The organism is Haloarcula vallismortis ATCC 29715, assembly GCF_000337775.1.
Taxonomy (GTDB): domain Archaea; phylum Halobacteriota; class Halobacteria; order Halobacteriales; family Haloarculaceae; genus Haloarcula; species Haloarcula vallismortis.
Map to the genome: position 1 here is coordinate 30,263 of NZ_AOLQ01000056.1, position 19,294 is coordinate 49,556.

The 19,294-nt window shown below is 61.5% G+C and carries 17 protein-coding genes and 1 rRNA gene; 9 read left to right on the forward strand and 9 right to left on the reverse strand.

All coding sequences use genetic code 11. From position 1 onward, the window contains the following. Positions 1–120: 120 nt before the first annotated feature. Positions 121–729 carry a class I SAM-dependent methyltransferase gene (locus C437_RS13475; RefSeq protein WP_004517520.1) on the reverse strand — a complete coding sequence of 203 codons (609 nt, stop codon included), beginning with the start codon at positions 727–729 and terminating at the stop codon, positions 121–123. Between the two features lie 499 nt (positions 730–1,228). Here C437_RS13475 and C437_RS13480 point away from each other — a divergent pair, with 499 nt between their 5' ends. Further along, entirely contained in the window at positions 1,229–1,678 is a 450-nt protein-coding gene (locus C437_RS13480) for a pyridoxamine 5'-phosphate oxidase family protein (protein ID WP_049919803.1), read from the forward strand. A 141-nt stretch (positions 1,679–1,819) separates the two neighbouring features. Here the strand turns inward: C437_RS13480 and C437_RS13485 are convergent, their stop codons facing one another. Next, positions 1,820–2,926 (reverse strand): agmatinase family protein, encoded by a 1,107-nt coding sequence (locus C437_RS13485; RefSeq protein ID WP_004517522.1) that lies wholly within the window; start codon positions 2,924–2,926, stop codon positions 1,820–1,822. Between the two features lie 193 nt (positions 2,927–3,119). Then, on the reverse strand, positions 3,120–4,136 hold the full coding sequence (locus C437_RS13490) for an AbrB/MazE/SpoVT family DNA-binding domain-containing protein (protein WP_004517523.1): 1,017 nt from the start codon (positions 4,134–4,136) through the stop codon (positions 3,120–3,122). A gap of 418 nt (positions 4,137–4,554) precedes the next feature. Here C437_RS13490 and C437_RS13495 point away from each other — a divergent pair, with 418 nt between their 5' ends. Continuing rightward, on the forward strand, positions 4,555–6,117 hold the full coding sequence (locus C437_RS13495; RefSeq protein ID WP_004517524.1) for a sodium:solute symporter family protein: 1,563 nt from the start codon (positions 4,555–4,557) through the stop codon (positions 6,115–6,117). A gap of 84 nt (positions 6,118–6,201) precedes the next feature. On the opposite strand, the gene C437_RS13500 is transcribed toward C437_RS13495, so the two are convergent. After that, complete coding sequence (locus tag C437_RS13500; protein WP_049919804.1) at positions 6,202–6,678, reverse strand: Mov34/MPN/PAD-1 family protein; 477 nt, start codon at positions 6,676–6,678, stop codon at positions 6,202–6,204. Between the two features lie 105 nt (positions 6,679–6,783). Between C437_RS13500 and C437_RS13505 the strand changes: the two genes are divergently transcribed. Then, positions 6,784–8,214 (forward strand): APC family permease, encoded by a 1,431-nt coding sequence (locus tag C437_RS13505; protein ID WP_004517526.1) that lies wholly within the window; start codon positions 6,784–6,786, stop codon positions 8,212–8,214. 2 nt (positions 8,215–8,216) lie between these two features. Further along, the gene (locus tag C437_RS13510; RefSeq protein ID WP_004517527.1) at positions 8,217–8,951 is read left to right on the forward strand and encodes a universal stress protein; all 735 of its coding nucleotides are present in this window, start codon (positions 8,217–8,219) and stop codon (positions 8,949–8,951) included. Positions 8,952–9,014: 63 nt separating this feature from the next. Here C437_RS13510 and C437_RS13515 read toward each other — a convergent pair whose 3' ends face one another. Next, on the reverse strand, positions 9,015–10,640 hold the full coding sequence (locus tag C437_RS13515) for a TCP-1/cpn60 chaperonin family protein (protein ID WP_004517528.1): 1,626 nt from the start codon (positions 10,638–10,640) through the stop codon (positions 9,015–9,017). 31 nt (positions 10,641–10,671) lie between these two features. Next, positions 10,672–11,946 (reverse strand): formamidase, encoded by a 1,275-nt coding sequence (gene fmdA, locus C437_RS13520; RefSeq protein ID WP_004517529.1) that lies wholly within the window; start codon positions 11,944–11,946, stop codon positions 10,672–10,674. A gap of 404 nt (positions 11,947–12,350) precedes the next feature. Between fmdA and C437_RS13525 the strand changes: the two genes are divergently transcribed. The 5 genes from C437_RS13525 to C437_RS13545 all read left to right on the forward strand — a co-directional run bounded on the left by C437_RS13525 (position 12,351) and on the right by C437_RS13545 (position 15,986). After that, a complete protein-coding gene (locus tag C437_RS13525) occupies positions 12,351–12,758 on the forward strand; it encodes an HIT family protein (RefSeq protein ID WP_074654938.1) in 408 nt (135 codons plus the stop codon). Between the two features lie 238 nt (positions 12,759–12,996). After that, positions 12,997–13,674, forward strand: a complete 678-nt coding sequence (locus tag C437_RS13530; RefSeq protein WP_004517531.1) for an SCO family protein — start codon at positions 12,997–12,999, stop codon at positions 13,672–13,674. Beyond that, a complete protein-coding gene (locus C437_RS13535) occupies positions 13,671–14,198 on the forward strand; it encodes a TlpA family protein disulfide reductase (protein WP_049919805.1) in 528 nt (175 codons plus the stop codon). Before C437_RS13530 ends, C437_RS13535 begins: the two co-directional genes overlap by 4 nt. 1 nt (position 14,199) lies before the next feature. Further along, positions 14,200–14,859, forward strand: coding sequence for a cytochrome c biogenesis protein CcdA (locus C437_RS13540; RefSeq protein WP_004517533.1), 660 nt, complete (start codon positions 14,200–14,202; stop codon positions 14,857–14,859). A 116-nt stretch (positions 14,860–14,975) separates the two neighbouring features. After that, positions 14,976–15,986, forward strand: coding sequence for a hypothetical protein (locus C437_RS13545; RefSeq protein ID WP_049919806.1), 1,011 nt, complete (start codon positions 14,976–14,978; stop codon positions 15,984–15,986). Positions 15,987–16,016: 30 nt separating this feature from the next. Here C437_RS13545 and C437_RS13550 read toward each other — a convergent pair whose 3' ends face one another. The 3 genes from C437_RS13550 to C437_RS13560 form a co-directional block, all read right to left on the reverse strand. Continuing rightward, on the reverse strand, positions 16,017–16,847 hold the full coding sequence (locus C437_RS13550) for a hypothetical protein (protein WP_004517535.1): 831 nt from the start codon (positions 16,845–16,847) through the stop codon (positions 16,017–16,019). 254 nt (positions 16,848–17,101) lie between these two features. Then, positions 17,102–17,224 (reverse strand): 5S ribosomal RNA (gene rrf, locus C437_RS13555). Positions 17,225–17,562: 338 nt separating this feature from the next. Next, complete coding sequence (locus C437_RS13560) at positions 17,563–18,888, reverse strand: low temperature requirement protein A (protein WP_049919807.1); 1,326 nt, start codon at positions 18,886–18,888, stop codon at positions 17,563–17,565. Positions 18,889–19,294 lie beyond the last annotated feature (406 nt).

A 19,294-nucleotide genomic window follows, 5' to 3' on the forward strand; every position in this document is an offset into this window, starting at 1 on the left:
TGTGACTGGTGCGAGATATTCGCCACCCTGGGCTGGCGAAATTCTCCACGGACTCACAGCCGACAGTATGTGACGCTTGTGACGCAGCTATCGCCCTGCCAACGTATTCGAGGCCTCTGGCTATTCGTGCTGTGCGATGACAGCGACAAGCGGGTCGGTTTCCGGGTGCGCCTCGACTATCTCCGTTACTGACAGCCCGCCGGCTCGGCAGTACGCTTCGACTAGAGAGGTCCGTTCCGTCATGTCGGCAACGCGCCAGGCTCGGACTGCTTTCGTGGGGAACATCCGGTTCGTGAAGCTGATGACGACGCATCCACCAGGGGCCAAAACGCGGCTGAACTCGCTGAACACGGCACCGGGGTACTGGAGGTACTGGACGGATAACGCACACAGCACCGCGTCAAACGTGTTGTCATCGAGAGGGAGCGACTGGTCCCGGTTCAGGTTCTGGACGAACCACTCATCGAGTGCGTCGTTGGCCGTGAGCTCGGCTTCGTTGAGTCCGTGACCGACAGTGCGACCGTAGTCGCCGTCCGGCAGGTGTGAGACCCAGCTACTCATCGCGTCGAAGATCCGGTCGCCGGAGGACAACACCGAATCGTAGACATCCGTCAACCGCCTGTGGAACCCTTCATCAGCGTGCCTGACGAACCTTGGGCTGCCGTAGAACTCCCCGTCGTCGCCGTCGTCTCGCTGCGACCGCCCCAGAGCGGTGAGAACTGCCTCCATATCACTGGTTAGCGCTGCAGTCAAAAAACCGGCTCGGCAGGTCTGTCGATAGTGGGCTCTGTAGTAAAGGCTCGCTGACGAGTATCTGTTACGGGGAATCCGGCCTTGGTCACGGGACAGCGGCTACAGATATGTCAGATATAGAATCGCGAGTAGCAACAGAAGTCCAGTGATCGTAATAACGAGAGATGGACGGAGGAGCCGTTCCTTCATCGACGGCTCGTGGACCGCGAACGTCTCCGCCCCGCACTGTTCGCACTTACCCGGATGAGATGCGTACCGAAAGCCGCAGTTCGTACACTGCCACCAAGACACAGGGTGTCGTTGGAGCTGTAGCTACCTGAAGCCATGGCATACTGTCGAATCCCGGTAACTGTCACGGTCATCGCCTCTGCGTTCACTCCCGGGAACGAATCCACACCAATCAATCACGAGCTAAATTCCGAGTTCGTGAGAATACTGTTGGGTTTTAATCCAGTATCAGTTATATATTCGGCGTATGAGTAGAGAGTACCAACCGTTATTGGGTGGAGAAGTGGACGAATCGGATGTAGACGAAGTGCTGGTGGAGAGCGGCGTCGGCGTCCTGTCGATGGCCGTCGATGGTGTGCCCTACGGTGTGCCATTGTCCTTCGGATACGACGGCGATGACACGCTGTACTTCGTGTTCTTGGGCGCAAGTGCTGAACTCAGAAAGGAGATGTACGCAGAGCAGACCGATGTGGCGAGTTTCACCACGTTCGATGTCGACCCGAACGGGGCATGGCGGAGCGTGATTGTCGCTGGACCGCTCAACCGCATCAGTATCGATGATTGGGACACCGCGCGTGAAGCGCTCGCCGACAACGCGTACCAATCGAACCTCCTCTCCGAGTACGAACTACAGGAAAACCCCAACGTGTGGGCACTCGAAATAGCGGAACGCTCAGGGCGCGCCGTCGGTCAGTAGTGTCACCGTCGGGGCGTCGCTGGTGGGCTCCGGGAGCCCAATGCCTACTCCTGACGGATATGGAACCGTGCCTCGGGGGCCGGGACGAAAATCGGACTGACGCCAGTGGCAGCGATAGACGCCGATAAAAACGCTGCTGGGTCAGTCGTCGGCGGGCGTCTCGGCTTCTTCCGTGGGACCGAGCGGTTCCTTGGGCTTGATCGGGTCGCCCGATTCGAGTCCCTTCTCGGCGAGTGCCATACTCCCCATGACCTCGATAATGAGGCGGTTGGCCAGCCCGCTGGTGACACCGCCGTTGTAGGAGCTACTGTCGCTTGTGTCGTAGGCCGGCGAAACCTCGACCACGTCGAAGCCGAAGTCCTCGGGGTCGAGCGCCTTGACGACTTCACGGACCATGTAGATAGCCTCACGCGGGATGAGGCCACCGGGTTCGGGTTCGCCGGTGCCGGGCGCGTAGGCCGGTTCCATCACGTCCACGTCGAAGGAGACCCACACGGCGTCGGTGCCGTCGGTGGCCCGTTGGACCGCGTCTGCGACGATGTCGTCGAGGTCCATATTGCCGACCTCCATGGAGGTGTACCACTTCATGTCGGCCTCTCGCATCTCCTCGTAGGTGTCCGGGCCGGGCCAGAAGCCACGCGGGCCGATGAGGGTGTAGTTCTCGCCGGCCATGAGGTCGTCGTCGAAGACGCGCTTGACCCACGCGCCGTGGTCGTACTCGAAGCCGGTCAGCCCCTCGTCACCGGTGTCGGCGTGACAGTCGAAGTGAATCAGCCCGATGTCGTCGTAGTCGTTCGCTTCGGCCCAGCCCTTGATATCAGGGTAGGAGATGGAGTGGTCACCGCCGATGACGATAGGCGTGGCCTGTTCGCTGATCTCGTAGACGGCGTCCTCGATGTTCAGTTGGCTCTGGCGAGTGTCGCCGGGGGAGACAGCCGCGTCACCGGTGTCGGCGACGCTGAACGTGTCGAAGGGGTCGACGCCGGTCTCGATGTTGAAGTGTTCGTAGGGGGGCGAGGGCACTGTCGAGGCGGCCCGAACGGCACGCGGACCGTACCGAGTCCCCGGACGGATGGTCGTCGCCGTGTCCAGCGGTGCGCCGAGGATGCCGATGTCGACGTCCTCCTCGTCGAGGGCGTCGCGTTCGACCTCCGGGAGCTTGAGGAACGTCGGGATACCGCTGAAGATGGGTTCGTTCGCTTCCTTGTGCTTGTCGCCGTAGATGTCGTCGCCGTTTCGGTCGGTCATGATGTGGTAGTTTTCCGGATTCGAACTGGTCGAACCCGGCGCGTTTGTCGACAGAAGTAGATGCTTGCGAACTACGGATAAGCGTTCCTTCGAATGTGTAAAACCCACTCCTATGACCACGAGTGGACATGTACCGTGGGAGTTTCCTTAAGGAATTTAATCAGCGGGTCACCCGTCGGCCGCTGGGCGGCAGTTACTCCCCGGTGACAAGCGAGGGGTCGTTCCGAAAGGCCAGATGTGTCGCGACCGAGAGGCTATCGCGGGCGTGTCTGGCGCTTCGCTCCAGCAGGACGACGGCACGTTGGAGCGCCAGCAGCGGTTCGGGCCGCTCGGCTTCGAGGTGGGCGTTCAGGTCGGCAATACGGTCGTCGACCAGGTCGAACGCGGCGCGGGCGTCTTCGGTCGCATCGTAGTCCGGCGTCGTTACCGCTGAGCGGGTGGCACTGGCGGCGTCGTCGAGTGCGTCCCCGAGTTCGGTGAGTTTCGACGCGGTCGTCTGGTCGGGCGTCGCCGAATCGGTCGCCAGGCCCGCGATCTCGATGGCAGTGTCGGTCATCAGCACCACGTCCTGTGCGACCGAGCGGTAGCCGATGAGGGGAAAGCCCGTCTCCAATCCGACGGCCTGGTTCAGCCGCGGGTTCCGATAGATGGTAAACACTAGGCGCAGGAACAGGTAAAAGAGCTTCTCGACCTGCTCCTGGCGGCCCTCAACGGTCTCGACGAGGGTGGTGTCTCCCTCGATAAGCGCGGAAATCGCGTCCCCGCGTATCACTGCCTCAGTACGGCTGAGTCGGCCAAGCAGCGTCGGGAGGTCGAAGTCCTCCGGTGCGACCGAACACCGGACCGTCACCGTCGTTTCGGCCTGTTCGACGATGCCGAGTCCCATCAGTCGGCGCTCGGCGTTCATCACGGCGTTGCGGTGTTCGAGACCCAGTGGCGCTGTCGCCTCGACCCGGATGAGCTGTCGGCCCAGAACGTACTGCGTGATGATAGCCCGTTCGAGCGCGCCGGCGGTCAGCGCGTCGGCGTCGATAGTCGCCTCTACGTCCTCGATGGTTGGCTGTTCGGGGACGACGAGCAGCGACCCGCCGTTCTCGTCGCGCTGGACGATGACTTCATCACCCTTCGAGATGTCGTGTTGGCGCGCCCAGTCGACGGGTACCGTCACTGCCAGCGTGGAGGAGCCTAACTGCTGTACCTTCCGTTTCATTCGAATCGGGTCGGGCGTCACTGTTTAGTCCTCTCTTGTTTTCGAGGTATGTCCATCGAATTCTCTACCTGTTGTCCGATTGGGGCGTATTTTCTACTTTGGGTCGACACAAATACTCCAAAGGCGTACAGAAGTGAATGAAATTTCACTCGGCTCTGGCTACAGTATTAAAACAGTTCTAGGAAACTCAGTCGATAGATACTGTACATGTATCCACCTACCTGTGACTACAGTGCATGGGCGTTGCGGGATAACTCTACTGTGTAAACAATACTGTCACAACTCCTTTATGCAGTGCTCAAAACGAAACTCATGTGACTCAATACCGTCCAAATCGAAACCTGTTCGGGGCTAATGCTGGTGGAACGTGCGCTCATATCAACTATATCTGGTCAATTGTCAGCGGAGGTGGGTCGCCGTGAGCGTCATTCTCTACGGCCTCGCTGCCACCATCGTGACGATGATGGCAATCGGGTTCTACGTCGCCAAGAAGGTCAAGGGCGACAGCATCAACTACATCGTCGCCGGCCGGGGACTCATTCTCCCGCTGGCCGCGGCGACGTTGATGGCGCAGTCGCTTGACTCGAACGCGACGCTCGGCAACACCGACCTCGCGGCTGGCTTCGGCTTCTGGGCCGGCGCGGCCCTGCCCGTTGGGCTGGCGCTCTGTCTGTTCCTCACTGGGCTGTTCTTCGCGAAACCGATGAACCGACTCAACCTCACGACGCTGCCGGACTTCTACCGCCGGAAGTACGGCCGCACCGCCGAAATCGTCGCGAGTGTGATTATGTCCGTCGCCTACGCGTTCCTGCTTGCGGGGAACCTCGTCGCCGGCGGCTACCTCTTCCAGATTTTCGTCGGAACGAGCTTCCAGTTGGGCGTGTTCATCATCGCCGGGCTCGTGCTCGCGTACACCGTCGCCGGCGGGCTGTTCTCGGTGGCCTACACCGACGTAATCCAGGCAGGGATCGCGTTCGTCGGCTCCATCGCGCTCATTGTCTACATCACGGCTAACTACGGCCTCACGATCCCCTCCGGGATGGGGCCGACCAACCTCGGACAACTCACCGACCCGAGCCAGGGGGCGTACATCAACCTCGCCACCATCGTCGCTCTTGGTCTCGGTGACATCGTCGCCATCGACTTCATGGAGCGGGTATTCGCGGCTGATAGCCCGGAAACCGCACAGAAAGCCTGCTTCATCGGGGCCGCCGGTACGCTCGTCATCGGCGTCCCGTTTTCCGTCGTCGCGCTGTCGGCAAACCCGATTCTCGCCTCGCTCGGTGTCGAGGCCGGGAACCAGGCCGTGCTGTACACGCTACTCCAGAACGCCATTCCTCCGTGGCTGGCCGCACTCGTCCTCGCCGGTATCGTCGCCGCCTCGTTCTCGACAAGCGACGGCGCGATACTGGGAACGTCGGCGGTCATCGCCCGGAACATCGGCAACATCCGCGTCGACGAAGAGAGTACTGCCAGCCCGGCGACGGCCGCGGACGGCGGCGTCGACGGGGGCTTCTTCGGCTCGGAGAGCGACAAACTGCTCACCGTCACGCGCCTGATGTCCGTACCGATTACGCTGCTGGGTGTGTTCCTCGCGATACGGGTGTCTGCGACCGGGATGTTGCTCGTGCTGGCGTTCGACATCATGCTGGCCGGCGCGTTCGTCCCGCTCGTGATGGGGCTGTACTGGTCCGATATCGCAACCACGCCGGCGGCACTCGGCTCGATGGTCGCCGGCTCCGCGACCCGTCTCGTACTCTTCGTGCTGGTGCCGACGACGTACGCCTACGAGAACACGCTCCTGTACATCCCCAACGATATCTTCACTGCCGCCTTCGACGGCCTTCCGACGTTCATCGCCGCCGCGGTGGGGCTCGTGTCGTTCCTCGTCATCGCTTACGTCACCAAGGACGACTACCCGATATACAGCGTCGAGAAACAGAGCAACCCCAACATCGTAGCTGGCGGCGAAGAGGACTGAGCCGAGGGTATCCGCGCTCTACCTGTCGATACCGTTCGCTCCCAGTTCACAGCAGTACCGATTCGATGCGCGCCTACAGCCACCTCAGACAAGCCGGGGCAGTCGGGTCGTCTCCTCGGTGGACTCTTCCGCCATCACGGGGACCTCTCGCCAGTTAACCACGCCCAGTCGGAACAGCCGGTAACTGTAGGGCTCTCCGTGCGGGGCGAACACGACGAGTGCAAAGCGATCGCGGATGTTTCGCCGGTCGGTACCCGTCAGGCCGGACGGTGTTGACGCCGACGTGTGTGAGTGATAGAACACGCGGGGCTCCGGCGGCACGTCATCGGTGGCCGTGGCGACGAACCGACGCCGCGGCCTCGGGGAGACATTGTCGAGCGGGACGTGGTCAGTCGCGTACAGCCGGTCATCCCGTCGCGTACACGCCAGGTAGCCGCCGGCCTCGTGGGGATGACTCGCCGCGATACGTGCCGCTATCGCGTCCCGGATTTCGTCGGGAATTGTGAGCGCTCGGACCCGATGGCTGAAACGCACAGTACTATGGGTACGTGATGTAGCCATAGAGGTGTTTCGACTGGCAGACAGTGGTATCGCGGGTCCCGCCCGCAGCGCCCGGTCTCCATCTCGTCGGCGGTTTTATCCGACAGCTGAGATAACTGGTGTCATATGACTGACCGGCCTGTCGACGTGGAACCAGCGGGCGAGAACGTCGCCGGTGAGGCACCTGTCGAGGAGCCGGAAGCCGTCACCGACGACGCGGTCGTCCACGACGACGACGTTGAGCTCGAACGGACAATCGGGTTGGTCGGCGGGCTGGCAATCGGTATCGGGACGATGATCGGGGCCGGAATCTTCGTCTTTCCCGGGTTAGCGGCCGCCAACGCTGGGCTGGCAGCGACGCTCTCGTTCGCAATCGGTGGGCTGGTCGCGTTGCTCGTGGCGCTTCCGACCTCCGAACTCGCCACGGCGATGCCCCGGAGCGGCGGCGGGTACTACTTCATCTCGCGAGGAATGGGAACGGCGTATGGCGCAATCGTGGGCCTCGGACTGTGGCTGGGGCTGATGTTCGCATCCGCGTTCTATCTGGTCGGACTCGGTCACTACGCGAGCGCCGTGTTCACTGAGCTCAACATCTCACTCCCGTTCAGTCCAGTCATCGGCATCGGGCTGCTGTTCGGGGTCGCGCTGACGGCACTCAGTATCGGCGGCACGGAAAACACTGCGAAGATTCAGAACGCGGTGGTCGGGATTCTCCTCGTCGTGCTCACAGCGTTCCTTTCTTACGGTGTTCTCGATGCTGTGGGGGTGTTCGGTGGCGGAACCGTTCCGGAACAGTTCTTCTCCAGAGGATACTTCCGGGTGTTGACGACCGCGGCGCTCGTGTTCACGTCGTACTTGGGGTTCGCGCAGGTCGCTACTGTCGCGGGTGAAATCAAACAGCCGGGCAGGAATCTGCCGCTGGCGATGGTGGGGTCGGTCCTGACTGTCACCGTCTTTTATGTTGTCACAATTTTCGTCGCGACCAGCGCGTTCGGCGCTGCACGACTGGGAGCGTTCGGGGAGACAGCGATGGTCGAAGTCGCCCGTGACTTCCTCGGGTTGCCCGGTGCGGTCGCGATTCTGGGTGCCGGGCTGCTGGCGACGTTTTCGAGCGCGAACGCGTCGATTCTTAGCGCTTCGCGGGCGGTCTACGCTCTGAGCCGTGATGCCCTGCTCCCCAGAAAGGCGAGCGAGGTCAACCTTCGGTACGGCACTCCGCACGTCGCGTTGCTCTCCGCTGGCGGACCGATTCTCGTCCTCGTCGCGACTGGCCGGGTCGAACTGCTGGCTGAGGTTGCCTCGTTTCTTCACCTGATTATGTACGGGCTGATGTGTATCGCCCTGATCGTGTTGCGCCGTCGGAACCCCGAGTGGTACTCGCCCAGCTATCGGGTGCCGGGCTATCCGGTGGTCCCGGGTATGGGTGCGTTCGCGAGCTTCGGACTAATTGTCTTCATGCAGCCCGCATCTATCGGTATCGGCATCGTGGTCATGCTCGCCTCGTACCTCTGGTACCGTTATTACGCTGGGGATGTGACACTCAAAGGAGACATCTAATTATGACGGACCGACCATCGATACTCGTCCCGATCCGCGTGCTCGAAGGAGAATCGGTCCCTGAGGGTATCCCTGAGCTACTTGCGCATACCCACGTCGTCCTGCTGGGGTATCACGTCATCCCAGAACAGACTGCCCCCGGACAGGCCCGGATGCAGTTCGAGGACCGGGCCGTGGGGCGGCTCGATGAGTACGAAGAGATGTTCGAGGAGGCCGGAGCCACTGTCGAGCGGCGGCTCGTGTTCACCCATAACGGCCAGAAGACGATTGACCGCATGATCTACGAGCACGACTGCATGGCCGTTCTCGTTCCGAACGCCACGGGGCCAGTCGAAGACGTGCTGGTCCCGGTCCGCGGGGCCATCGGGGTTGACCGCCTTTCCCGTGTCGTCGCGAGTGTGTTCGGAGCGACGGACGCCGACGTGACGTTGTATCACGTTGCGGCCGAAGACACGACGGACGACGATATCCAGACACTTCTCAGTGGAATGACGGACCGTCTGGTGGAGTTCGGGATGGATTCGTCGACTATCGAGACGCGGATCGACCGCGACCGGAAACCCCTTGACGCAATTGTGGACGTGGCTGATTCGTTTGACGCGGTCGTGATGGGTGAAACCGACCCGTCGCTGACGACGTTCGTGTTCGGGATGCCGGCCGATCAGGTCGCCGACCGGTTTCTCGGACCGGTGTTTGTGGTCCAGCGCGAACGCGCTTCAGCGGACGAAGACGGGTAACTCACCCTGATTCAGTATCCGGCCGGCTGGATAGCCGTCTGTGTCTGCACACCTGTCATGCCCTCAATGTCCCACCGCCCACGGGTAGCCACCCGTTGCCGTGTGAGCGTGGTCGTGTTCACCGTCGGCTCCGCGCTCGCCTGCGCTGGTCCGCACGATGTCGTCGACTCGAAGGATCTGTGTCACGACGGCGACTGCCCGTTGCAGTGCACTCTTGAACACCATCGATGGTTCCAGAACACCCGCTACAATCATATCGCGTGGATTGCCATCAGGACCGACACCGACCGTCTCTGAGCCGGCGTCGTGTCGCTGTCTTATCGCTGTCAGCGTGTCCAGTGGGTCCGTACCCGCGTTCGAGGCCAGTGTCCGTGGGAGCGATTCCAGCGCGGTTCCGAACCCATCGAAGACGAGCTGTGTCCGGTCCGGTATCCCACTGGACAGGGCGGCGAGCTCCATAGCCAGCGCGGCCGGCACCGCACCCCCGCCCGGAACGAACGTGCCACCGTCGAGTGTACCGCGGATGACATCGATACAGTCTGTCACGATGCGGCGGACCTCCTCCGCGACGTGTGGCGTGCCGCCACGGAGCAGTACTGTTCTTCGTTGCTCCTCGGGGCAGCCCTGCAGCACGAGTGTCTGAGTCGTCCCGACCGTCCGCCGTGTGACTGACTCGACAGTACCGGTGTCATCCTCGGTAAGTTCATCGACGGACATGACCGGCGTGCTCCCCGTCGCCCGTGCGATAACGTCAAACTCGTCCCGCCGGGTCCGTTCGACGGGGAGCACACCACGCTGGGCGAGTGCGGTTCTGACCGCTTCGTCGATTGATTTCTGACAGATTATAACGGTCGCGCCTGACTGTACCACCTGCTCTACGAGGTCCGTTTTGCGCTCCCGCTCGTAGTCCTGCAACGCGCTCCGTTGGGTGGTGTCCCGGACCTCCACCGACTGGACGCGGTCCGACTCCTCGATACCGATTTCGCCGTCGACCATCGCGACGGCTGGCTCGTCGTCAGTTTCGGCGCGCGGGTGGAGCGCTTCCAGAGCAGTCGAAGAACTCTTTAGATCGACCACGACGCCGTCAAGGCACGCTGACTCGCGGAGTTCGCCGCCGTGATAGGACCTGAGTGTGAGTTTCGACGTGTCGAATTCGACGGCCTCCAGTGCGTTGAGGGTCAGTTCGGCGAACCGGTCGGTCGACACGTCGTCCCAGCGCCCCGTGACAGCGGTCTTTGCAATCTGTGTCAGCCGGTCGTCGTGTCGGCAGTCGAGGCCACGCTCGTACTGCCCGAACTGGTCGAGGGCGGCCTCTGCAGCTTTGACGTAGCCGTCGACGATTGTTGTCGGATGGAGCCCATCCGAACGGAGTGTCGCAGCCTCGTCGAGGAGTGCGCCGACGAGCACGACAGCTGTCGTTGTCCCGTCCCCAACGGCGCTGTCCTGTGCGGCCGCGGCCCGTTCGACCAGCCGGCCGACCGGATGGGTGATGTCCATCCACTCGACGATGCTCGACCCGTCGTTGGAGACGATGACCGTTCCGTTCTCGCCGACGACCATCTTGTCCAGCCCGTTGGGCCCGAGCGTCGTCCGGATTGTGTCGGCGAGTTCCCCGGCAGGCGTCTGTGTGTCGTTTCGCTCGCTGGTGTCGCTATCGCCGTCGACGTCACCGGTCGTATCTCCCAGCATTAGTGTCGACAGTCGGCGTTGTCTTCAGCCCTCATTCCAGCGGGTCGTCGGTGACACAGAGGTCACCGCGGTCAGCGCTGTTGTGTTCGATGCCCGTCGGCGACGCGTCGAACTCGAACGCGCCCGTCGGGAGCGCCAGCGTCGAACAGGCGTTTGGCACGTCCACGACGCCGCTCTGTCGCCCTTCGACCGGGACGGTCCCGAGGATGTGCAGCGCCTGCTGGCCGGTGTAGCCGAACTGCTTGAGGTAGTCGATGGCCTGGAGGCAGGCCCGCCGGTAGGCAGTATGCGAATCGATGTACTTCTGTTCGCCGTCCTCCGTGACGGAGTAGCCACAGAAGGTGACGTAGTCCTCGAAGTTCGGTCCACGGTGGCCCGGCTCGAAGATCGGATGGTCGACGCCGAACTTCTCCATCCCGTCTTTCACGAGGTCGAATTCGAGGTCGACGTAGGCGGCCATCTCGATGGCGCCACAGAAAGATATCTCACCGTCCCCCTGCGAGGCGTGGAAGTCGCCGATGCCGAACTTCGCGCCCTCGACGTAGACCGGGAAATACACCGTCGACCCGATAGAGAGGTCTTTGATGTCGTGGTTGCCGCCGTGTTCTCGGGGTGGGACGGTTCGGGCCGCGACCTCCGCGGCCTCCTCGGCCTCGTCGGGGTCCATCTCGCCCATGAGCGCCCCATCGGGCGTTGGCGGATTCGCCACGGCTGGCTCTGCCTCCCCAGTCGGATGGTTCGGTATCGACTCGGGGTCCTCGGCGTGTTTGTCGATGAGTTCCTGTTCCCGTTCGTTCCACGCTTCCAGCAGCTCTTCGCTGGGCGCACATCCTGCGAGGCCGGGGTGAATCTTCCCCTCGTACTCGACAGCAGGGATGTGTCGCGAGGAGACTGTGTAGCCGTCGATGTCCCAGATTGATTTCGCCGCCTTGGGGAAGTGGTCGGTCAGGAAGCCACCACCGTTTTGCTGGGAGAACGTGCCCGTGAAGCCGAACTCCGAGCGGTCGTTGAGCGGCCCCATGTCGTGGAACTCGACTTTCAGCAGGTCACCCGGTTCGGCCCCGTTCACATGCACCGGCCCCGCGAGATAGTGAACCTGCGAGAGATCAACGTCGCGGACCTCGTTGGCGTTGTCGTTGTCGGTTATCTGCCCACCGGTCCAGTCGAGAGCCTCCAGTCGCATGCTCTCGCCCGGGTCCGCTTCGACGACCGCCGGGATGTCCGGGTGCCACCGATTGAACGGGTTTGCGCCCGGCTGTTCGTCTGGCGCGCTGTCGACATCGACCTCGAACTTCGCTTCTGGCATTACGACAACAGTATCGGATAGGATACATATAAGTGTTCGGCTGATTGACGTTTAACAAATACACTTCTGAATCGGGAGACGAAACACTGCTAAGCTATACTCTGTTATATAACTACAAATCTGGGCTATTCGGGGTAGAATATACACACCTACTATTCTCAAAATATCTCTGTCGCTTCGAATAGTCTCGCTCGTGATAGTGAATTATGTTCACGTACCACAATTCGTCCTCACAGTGTCTCAGTTGCTGCACCACAGCTATCCGGAGTCAATGAGACGACTGATCAGGGTACGTGGTCCGGGCAAGACCCGGTATCTTGGGGGAGTGGGCACGCCACATCGTTCGACCGGATCGTTCAAGCATTCAGAATAAAGTTCGTCCAGATTATCATTCTGGATGCCATATGCCTCCATGTGCTTTCTGCGATATTGTGCAGGGGAAGGCGCCGGCTCACCGTGTTTATGCGGACGAACAGACGCTCGCTTTCCTCGATACGGCCCCAGCCAACCCCGGTCACGTCCTGGTGATTCCGACAACTCACCACGAGACGCTGACGGATATGAATGAGGAGCGTGTTGGAGCTGTGTTCCAGACCGCTCGACGGATCGCGTCGGCTATCGAATCGGCGTACGCCCCAGACGGCCTGAACATTGTCCAGTCAAACGGTGCTGCCGCTGGACAGGAAGTCTACCACGCTCACGTTCATGTTATCCCACGGTACAGCGGGGATGACGTACTGCTTCAGTGGGCGTCCGGAGACGCTGCTGATGGCGCACAGCGAACAGCCAGTACCCTGCAGGACGAACTGTGAAACATGGTAGAGCTGGCTCGGCCGTAGGTGGTACACAGCCACTCGTAAACTGTGATACATACTGCGAATACGAGAATCCCCTCAGGCCTCCGGAGCCCGACCGGGTCCGGAAAAGGTCTCCTTCAGTGCGCTGTGGTCTTAGTGCTCTCACAGCCCGAAATGATGCGAAAGCAGGCGAGAGACGGTTTACGAGAGTCACACCAGATTAGCCAAATATTCGAGGGCACAAACACCGTGTATGCACCGACGCACGGTTCTCAAATCGACCGGTGCGGTTGGAACAATCGTCGGAGTCGCCGGCTGTCTCGGCAGCGGTAGCTTCGGCGATTCGAATCCCGACGTCGCCCTCGAAGAGCCCGACCGGGAGTTCGAGAGCAGCGACGTTCCGTATCCTGCATGGGGCGAACGGGTTCCGGACGTAAGTCTCTCGCTGCCGACCGGTTCACGGGATATCCGGTTGCGCGATATTGAGACGCCAGCACTGCTCACGTTCTTCTACAGCCACTGCCAGACCGTCTGTCCGGTACTCATCGCAACGCTGCGGAACGTCCAGAGCCACGCAGAGAACAACGGCTACGCTGATGCGGTCCGGTTCCTCCCGATGACCTTCGATCCCACCCGTGACACTGCAGAACGACTCGGGGCGTATGCCGACGAGATGAACGTCGACGCTGAGAGCGAGAACTGGCAGTTCCTTCGACCAGCGTCGAAACAGCGCGCGAAGGATGTCATACAGGACCAGTTCGGTGTTGTATTCCAGCGCACCGAACCAGCGGACATGGATATGTACATGTTCACGCACACAGCACTGACGCTACTCGTCAACGCTGATGGGTTCATCGAGCGTGCATACCGCTCGAAATCGCCGGACGAAGAAACCATTATTGCTGACCTGAAGACGGTGAGAAACGCGTGAACCGTCGGCAGGTCGTTGCTGCGATGACCGGGCTCGGCCTCACCGGCGGGAGTCTCTGGGTTGCCCGAAACGGGCTGTCGGGTATCCAGTCTCGGGGGACTGACCAGCTTCCGATTCGCGTGGAGACTCTTGCGGCAGAGGGGTCGTTGGCAGGCGAGACGCCCGTACCGACGCCGGGGACGGTCACGGTGGTCGACCTCTTCGCCACGTGGTGTGCCCCCTGTGACGACCAACTCGAGATACTGGACGCCATCCGGCCCGAGTATCCGGCGGTGTCGTTCGTCTCAGTGACGAACGAGCGGCCGAGTGAGACACTGACAAGAGCTGATATCAGCGAGTGGTGGAATCGCAACGGCGGTGCCTGGACCGTCGGACTGGACCCCGGTAGCGAGTTATTGGCGGCGTTCGGAGCGGACGGGCTCCCGTACATCGCGATTGTCGACGAGAGCGGGACCGTCCAGTTCGGCCACAGCGGGCTTGCCGATGAAGAAACGCTTCGGGCCGAACTTGACGCAGTGGTGTAAGATGCCTGGCGTTGCCGTACTCGGGACACTCGCGTTTGCCGCGGGCGCAGGCATCACGACGTTTTTCGCCCCGTGTGCGTTCCCGCTTCTCCCGGGCTACGTCGGATACTACCTTCGCGAGAGCGACGGGGACGTGGGTATGCTGCCGCCTGCCACCGCCGCTGCTTTCGGGGCGCTTGGTGCGCTCACCCTCGTCGCTCTGCTCGTTCTCGCGCTCGGGCAACCACTGAAAAACGCCCTCCCAATGCTCGAACCGGTCATCGGAGTCGGTCTGATCGTGTTCGGCGTCGTGATGCTCCTGAACAGGGAGCCCGAGCTCCGTGTCCCGTTGCCACAGCGACCGGCGTCGGTAACCGGCTTTGGTGTGTTCGGTGCTGTGTACGCAGTCGCCGCAGCCGGATGTGTCGTGCCGCTGTTCTTCGGTGTGGTAACCCAGGCGCTGGCACTGCCAGTCCAGGCAAGCGTCATCGTCCTCACAGTGTACGCGCTCGGGGTCGCGCTTCCGCTTGTCGGCGTGACGTTGCTCGCGGGCGTTGGCATCGGCCTCTGGCGTACCTTCGGCACGTACCTGCAACGAATGCATCAAGTCGCGGCCGTCGTGATGATACTGGCCGGGGGCGGACAGGTCTACCTTGCAGTGTTCGAACTCAGTGTGCTGTAGTTTCAATCGAATGGTGGCACCCTTCGCAAACGTGGGCTCGCGCTGGTAGTCCCACGAGGAGACACAGATTCACATCACAAGCGACTTATCGGGATGTTGATTATTTTGGCACAGCAATGCGTTGTTCCCGCCGCCACGCCCTCCGACTCATCGGCGCGTCCGGGATGCTCACCGCAACCGCCGGTTGTCTCAATTCGGGCAGTCTCGACGACTACGCGCTCATCGCCAGCGAACTGGACCTCTCGTCAGTTAGGCGGCCCTACCTCTGGCCCGATCCAACCGCCATCGAAGCGACCACCAGGGTCGACTTTACTACCGAGACGAAACAGCAGTATACGTCCGAACTGTACGATACGGGTAGTGTTACGGTCCAACAGTGGCCGCTCGTCGGACGCGACCGGTGGGGCAACGACACGCGGCCGCGCCCGACGTTTCTCCAGCGGGACGGCATCTTCTATCAGGTCCAGATCAGCGAGGAACGCCGGCTCGACCGGGACCGCTGGCACTTTGCGGTCACACGGACCGACGAATCACCCGCGGATGACGCCACAGTCGAACGGCCCCCTTTCGACCGTTCATCACAGGACAAACGCATACTAGAGGCGGCACTTGACGCAGTCTATGCGGGCAACGATGGATTTCTCGGCGACCCGCAGTTCGAGGACCTCCAGACTGTCGAGTATCACCAGCATCTCGACGCCGAAGCCAGTGCGCTCGTCCCATCGCCGCCGTTCGACTACGTTGAGCGGGGGGAGGAGTACTTCCGGCCCGTCACGGAGCAGCGGACGGTAACTGTCCCGGAGTGGACGTACACTCTCGAGGAAATCTCGACCAATCGAGCGACCTTCGAGGAGTACGCGCGAACGGCGATTCTGGAACTCGATCTGAGTTCACGCGACCTCTCAGAGGCCGCTCGTGGCGTGATAGACGACGCCATCAGCGAGGAGCCTCGCCGCTACGAAGAGGGCGCACCGCCTTCTGACGGACTTGCTGAGGTCCTAGACGCACTCGGTATCGCCGGCGACCTCCAGCCCATAGACAGCTACGACGACCGGGTCGACTTCCGGGGTGTCGTCGCCGAATACGAGGGCACAGTCTATCGGTTTAGTTTGATCGTGACGCCCTGACTGGTCGTCACCGGCTGGAACTCTGCGAAATTACGGGGGACTAGTCGAGTGTCGACGTGTGGAACTCTTGGTCGCGTTCTCGGAAGCAACCGCTCGGGCAGTGTCGACCCAACTGTGGTCCGGAAACGGAGCGGGACGAACGTCGTACGTGTACCGGTCTGCCCGTCCATCTCTGTCAAACGTGATGTCGAACGCGTAGACGATTCCGTCCTCGGCTCCAAGCTTGAGCGTGCCGTTGCGAAGCGATGGAGCGTCGTCGACAGCGGTCGCTCGCTTGCCCGTGACACGATACGTGATGACGGGGATGCCGTGGTGAGTCGTCCTGTTGGTGGCTGTCCACGTATACCCGTCGAGCAGGTCAGGATGTCGACCGATGTTCGTGGGCGCAATCTGTCCGTAGTGTGGGTCGTACCGGTAATACGCGTCGGTCGCGTTGTGGTAGACGTAGCTGTCGTCCGATTCCAGTTCCTCCCGCTGGCGTTCGTCCGGAATACCGTCGGCCGGCTGAACGGCCGCGTACGTCGTCCCGTTGCGATAGACTGTCGCGTTGTGCCACCGGTCGGCGAGTATCTCCCCCGTGGTGGAGTTGATATAGTAATCGCCTTCTATGAGCGGGCGGTCGGGTGGTGCGGTGAAGATGATCGCGTACGAGTTCCAGTGTTCACGAGGTGTGTGAGAAACGTTCGCATCGTTCGTAGCAAGTGCCGAGAAGTTGATGTGGTTCGGTCCTGCCCCTGTAGGATACGTTCCGGCTGACCCAGGTGCTGTTGTTTGCGGGAACCAGAGGGCTGTGAAAGCGACCAGTCCGACACTGATTGCGACGAGCGCGACGGCGAGACCGATGACGTAGCGACGGTCCATACCGGGTCAAACCACAGCGTCAGTAAGTAAGTGCCCAAGACTCAAAACAGAGCTTGTGTGTTACGGCGGGCCACACATAGGCCTCCGCTGTGTGGGATACGCTCTCTGCGCTACCCATACTGCTCCGCTATCGACTGGCCGTTCCTCTCTCAGCACCGACGACAACGGACCAGCTATGTGTGGCGAATCCAGTGGACTCTATGCCGAACTACAGCAAAGCCGCGTCGCTCATCGATACTTATGAAAGGTATGAATGGTGGCGGCGAACCGCGTTTCCCAGAGGCTCGCGCACTCCAGTACTCCCCGGAACGCTGGTGGGCTTATCTTCCGTGTTCGGGATGGGTACGGGAGGCAACCCCACCGCTGTGGCCGCCTATACATGCTTTCTGCCGGCCACACCTATAAGAGTAGCTACTTGGGGACGAGAGCCGTGGAACAGCGTCCGCATCATCTGCTCGATAGAACACGTCCAAACAGAGCAGGTTTGGTCTAGTATGTCTGGAATCGAGACTGTCGAATCGGCGGCCACCACGGTGCAGTACGTCTGGGTCTCATCGAGTTGGAGTCGGTCACGCTGGGAAAGCTGTGCAGGCGCGGTGAGAAAATCGGTCGAGCCACTTCGACTGGAGTCACTGATGCCAGCCCGCCCTTTCTTCGGGTGAATCCACTCCTGTGAGAGCGTCACCAGTTCGGGCGACTGGTGTGTGAATCTCGGTCAGCGGGCCGCTGCTGGAACGCCGAGCGAGACGCCGGCGAGGAAAATCGGCAGGCCGGCAACGACAACGGCGACGGCGCTGGCCGTGGCGACGGGGATGAACAGCACGCCCAGTCCAAACGGTACAGGTAGTACCGGGAGCGCCGGTAGCATCGCCAGCACGAACCCGACAGCGGCCGTCTTCATCGCTAGCCGACGGTTCCCGTGGCCGACTGCGTACCCGGCCGGCAGAAGTACAAACGCGGGGCCGAGAATCAACAGTGCTGACACCGGGAGCGCGGAGCCGTCACTGACGACCATCGGAGCCGCCGCTATCGTCGCTCCCAGCGCGATGACCGCACCGATTACTGCGCCGCCAACGACTGTCCGATAGCTTGTGCGCTCACGGATACGTCGCTGTGAAAGGGCTATTCCACACACGAACAGCGCAGTGCCACCGCCGAACAGCGGTGCTGCTGTGCCACCCAACCGTAACACGCCCATCGCTCCGAGAAGCGACAGGGCAGTTGCTAACGCGCCGAAGCCAGCGAATACGATGCCGGCGGAGTTCCGTACTCGTTTGAAATCCCAATCTAGCCGGGTGACGCCTCCGGCGGCAGCGCCAACCAGGAGGGTAAACGCTGCTGCGGGGAACATGATGAATGCGAGCGCCTTCACCGCCATCACGGGACCGAGAAGCGCTCCGACCGCGAGAAGGCTCAACAGCGGTCCAATGGCTGTCTCACGGGGGACGAACGTCACGATACGCCCGTCGTTGAGTTCGGTCAGCGTCATCCGCTGCCCGTCGGCTGAGACGGTCGCGCCGTCGATGGCCTGCCCGACTCGCATCCCGTCAGGAGCAACAACGGCGAGTCGGTCAGCGCCGAGGCCATCGAGATTCCGATAACCGTGTGCCTCGGTAAACTCGCCGGTCCGGACCGTCCCGCCGACGGACTGCTCGGCGAAGTCGGCCTCGCGGTAGCGCAGCGTCATGACGCCGTCGCCAGACACGTTCGCGCTCAGGAGCTCGGTGTCCCACATCGCCCTATCGGCGATAGCGGTCCGAAGGCTCTCGTTCGCCCGAAGACGTGCGATTCCATCCGAGCCAGACAGCCGGTTGTGGACAACCCACGTTGCGCTTCCGTTGGTGTGGACGGCGACAGTTGCGTTGCTCTGTGTGACAGTGACCGACACACCGTGGGCGTCGGCCGTCGATTCGAACGAGTCGCCGCACGCATCACACAGCGGTCGCGGCGGCGGCGCTGCGCCAGCGGGCATGGCAGTTCCAAGGAGCAGCACACAGACCAGACAGAGGAGGGGGAGGTGGTGGCGTCGATTCGGGACCATGTAGTATCTCCCTCTTGTCATGTGTTAAGAACTATCGATTACTCAAACAACGGTTATACCAACATTGGTAGCCGGTGACAGCGGGACTAATACACCTCTGACAGTTCAGTACATATCGTGTCGGCTACACCGCTGTATTCAGCTATCGGTGGTTCCGGCGTGACGGCTGAGCGGAGCGGCCGACGCCTGGGCCACTCGATTGCCCTTGACGCCCACTCGATTCCATCGGGATGCGTGCAGCGATTAATGCCGAAACCGCTGTCGCGTTTGCGGCGAGTGGTCAGAAATGTGGTCTCGCCGTCGATGAACCCGATACCACAGAGCACAGACTCGGAAGTTTAGATGCATCTGTCAGTCAAACCATTAATAGATCATCTGGACTGTTCTTACACAGTATAACAACTTA

What these genes read in the sequence shown, in the direction of transcription:
- C437_RS13525 (WP_074654938.1), top strand. Translation starts at nt 12,351, where the DNA reads ATGCCTCCATGTGCTTTCTGCGATATTGTGCAGGGGAAGGCGCCGGCT.
- C437_RS13515 (WP_004517528.1), bottom strand. Translation starts at nt 10,640, where the DNA reads ATGCTGGGAGATACGACCGGTGACGTCGACGGCGATAGCGACACCAGC.
- C437_RS13545 (WP_049919806.1), top strand. Translation starts at nt 14,976, where the DNA reads ATGCGTTGTTCCCGCCGCCACGCCCTCCGACTCATCGGCGCGTCCGGG.
- C437_RS13510 (WP_004517527.1), top strand. Translation starts at nt 8,217, where the DNA reads ATGACGGACCGACCATCGATACTCGTCCCGATCCGCGTGCTCGAAGGA.
- C437_RS13560 (WP_049919807.1), bottom strand. Translation starts at nt 18,888, where the DNA reads ATGGTCCCGAATCGACGCCACCACCTCCCCCTCCTCTGTCTGGTCTGT.
- C437_RS13500 (WP_049919804.1), bottom strand. Translation starts at nt 6,678, where the DNA reads ATGGCTACATCACGTACCCATAGTACTGTGCGTTTCAGCCATCGGGTC.
- C437_RS13475 (WP_004517520.1), bottom strand. Translation starts at nt 729, where the DNA reads ATGGAGGCAGTTCTCACCGCTCTGGGGCGGTCGCAGCGAGACGACGGC.
- C437_RS13485 (WP_004517522.1), bottom strand. Translation starts at nt 2,926, where the DNA reads ATGACCGACCGAAACGGCGACGACATCTACGGCGACAAGCACAAGGAA.
- C437_RS13490 (WP_004517523.1), bottom strand. Translation starts at nt 4,136, where the DNA reads ATGAAACGGAAGGTACAGCAGTTAGGCTCCTCCACGCTGGCAGTGACG.
- C437_RS13540 (WP_004517533.1), top strand. Translation starts at nt 14,200, where the DNA reads ATGCCTGGCGTTGCCGTACTCGGGACACTCGCGTTTGCCGCGGGCGCA.
- C437_RS13505 (WP_004517526.1), top strand. Translation starts at nt 6,784, where the DNA reads ATGACTGACCGGCCTGTCGACGTGGAACCAGCGGGCGAGAACGTCGCC.
- C437_RS13480 (WP_049919803.1), top strand. Translation starts at nt 1,229, where the DNA reads ATGAGTAGAGAGTACCAACCGTTATTGGGTGGAGAAGTGGACGAATCG.
- fmdA (WP_004517529.1), bottom strand. Translation starts at nt 11,946, where the DNA reads ATGCCAGAAGCGAAGTTCGAGGTCGATGTCGACAGCGCGCCAGACGAA.
- C437_RS13550 (WP_004517535.1), bottom strand. Translation starts at nt 16,847, where the DNA reads ATGGACCGTCGCTACGTCATCGGTCTCGCCGTCGCGCTCGTCGCAATC.
- C437_RS13530 (WP_004517531.1), top strand. Translation starts at nt 12,997, where the DNA reads ATGCACCGACGCACGGTTCTCAAATCGACCGGTGCGGTTGGAACAATC.